Source organism: Methylobacterium variabile (assembly GCF_001043975.1).
In the GTDB taxonomy this organism is placed as follows: Bacteria; Pseudomonadota; Alphaproteobacteria; order Rhizobiales; family Beijerinckiaceae; genus Methylobacterium; species Methylobacterium variabile.
On sequence record NZ_LABY01000392.1, the window covers coordinates 1 to 1846 of the forward strand.

General features: G+C 69.0%; 2 protein-coding genes. One reads left to right on the forward strand and one right to left on the reverse strand.

Features of this window, described 5'->3' with window-relative positions:
- Window positions 1–66: 66 nt before the first annotated feature.
- Complete coding sequence (msuE, locus tag VQ02_RS33365; protein ID WP_048448574.1) at window positions 67–651, reverse strand: FMN reductase; 585 nt, start codon at window positions 649–651, stop codon at window positions 67–69.
- A gap of 548 nt (window positions 652–1199) precedes the next feature.
- On the opposite strand from msuE, the gene VQ02_RS33370 reads away from it, so the two are divergent.
- Complete coding sequence (locus VQ02_RS33370; protein WP_245239929.1) at window positions 1200–1610, forward strand: tellurite resistance TerB family protein; 411 nt, start codon at window positions 1200–1202, stop codon at window positions 1608–1610.
- Window positions 1611–1846 lie beyond the last annotated feature (236 nt).

A 1846-nucleotide genomic window follows, 5' to 3' on the forward strand; every position in this document is an offset into this window, starting at 1 on the left:
CCGGCGCGGCCCGGGCCGGCAGGGCGGCACCGGCCAGCGCCGCCGCGAGGAGCGTGCGGCGGTCGATCATCGGGCGCCCCCGGCCGTGCGGGCGAGCGGCGCGACCGCGGCGGCCGCGCGGGCGCCGGCCAGGCCTGCGAGCTGGCCGCCGGCCTCCGCCACCCGCTGGCGGATTGCCCCGGACTCGAGGCCGCCCTCGCGAAAATCGGGATCGGAGGCGTAGACGGCGGTCGGCACCGTGAGGGCGGTGAAGAAGCCGAAGAGCGGGCGCAGCGCGTGCTCCACCACCAGGGCGTGGCGCGGGCCGCCGCCGGTGGCGGCGAGCGCCACCGGCTTGCCGGCCAGGGCCTCGGGCGCCACGAGGTCGAACAGGTGCTTGAACAGGCCCGTATAGGCACCCTTGTAGACAGGGGTGCCGACCACGAGGGCGTCCGCCTCCTCGATCGCCTCGACGATGCGGCGGGCCGGCAGGGAGAGCTGGTCGCGGGAGAGGGCGCCGCCGAGGCCCGGACCCGCATCGACGATGTCGAAGATCCGGACCTCGACCGGCAGCCGCACGGCCGCCTCGGCGGCGATCGCCTCCACCAGGGTGCGGGTCTTCGAGGGCCGCTGGATGTTCGCGGAGAAGCCGACGAGGCGCGGTCGCGTCATGGGGGTCGATCCGATGGTCCGAGAGGCTACGGCACGGCCGGGGCAGGGCGGCCCCCGTGCTCGATGCCGCTACGATGCGGCCGGCGTCGAGATCAGTCAATGAAATGAGATTTTAAATGAACGTATAGCGGGAGTTGGGATTGCTATGATGGCGTCATGGCGGAGAAAATACGACTTCATTCCCGGTGAAACATGAGAAAGATCGCCGATGGTCCTGGTGATATGCTGGCTTCGGCGCTTCGGCTGCGCTCCGGCTGCGGCGATCGAAGGGCGTCGTCGGCTGCGCGGGTGCCGCCCCTCCCAATCCGCAAGTTCGAGCATTCCGGTGGGATTAAACTCGCTGACCAAACGTATTTCAGTCAATCGGGCCATTATATGGGAGTTTCAGCCGGCAAAGGGAACGCCGGTCCGCGTAAAAATACTGGCGCGCGGCGACGGATCGGATAATCGACATCGCTCCGGCCTTGCGGTAATCGATCGCCTGCGCTGACGGACCGATTCAGCACCTTGCCAGAACACCTTGCCAAGGGCCCCTGACGATGTTCAACATGTTCAAGTCGCAGACCTCGTTCGACCTCACGCCGAGGAACTGCCTCGCGGTCTCGCTGATCTACTGCATGAGCGCCGACGGCGAGATCGACCCGGAGGAGGTCGGCCACCTGATGTCGGTGCTCGGCCGCAACGCCACGCGCCAGCAGCTCGAATCCGCCGTGCGCTACGCCCGTGCCACCCAGCCGGCCCAGTTCCTGGCCGACACCGCCCCCCGCCTGCGCCCGGACCAGAAGCTCTGCATCATCCTCAACATGATCGACAGCGCCATGGCCGACGGCGAGGCCGAGCCGGGCGAGCAGCAGCTCATCATGCAGTTCGCCCAGGCCTTCGGCCTGTCGGAGAACGAGCTGAACCCGTACTTCAGGGCCCTGGTGGCCAAGAACGACCGGGCGGTCCTGGACCGCTGAGGGCAGTGGGCGGGCGTGATCTGACCCGCCCGCTTCCGGAACAGGCACGGGCCTCCCCTCTCCCCGCGGGCGGGGAGAGGCCGATGTTCACGATCCGCTCCGTGAGCATGAACCCGGGTGGAGGCGCATGTCTCCTCGAGGCCTGCCCCTCTCATACCCTCGCGCCTTCGCATCGACACGTCGATGCGAAGGCGTCCGGCGCATCAGCGCCGGCGCCCGTTCGGGCTTGCCTTGCA

Coding starts and splice junctions, on each gene's coding strand:
- msuE (WP_048448574.1), bottom strand. CDS start 651: ATGACGCGACCGCGCCTCGTCGGCTTCTCCGCGAACATCCAGCGGCCC.
- VQ02_RS33370 (WP_245239929.1), top strand. CDS start 1,200: ATGTTCAAGTCGCAGACCTCGTTCGACCTCACGCCGAGGAACTGCCTC.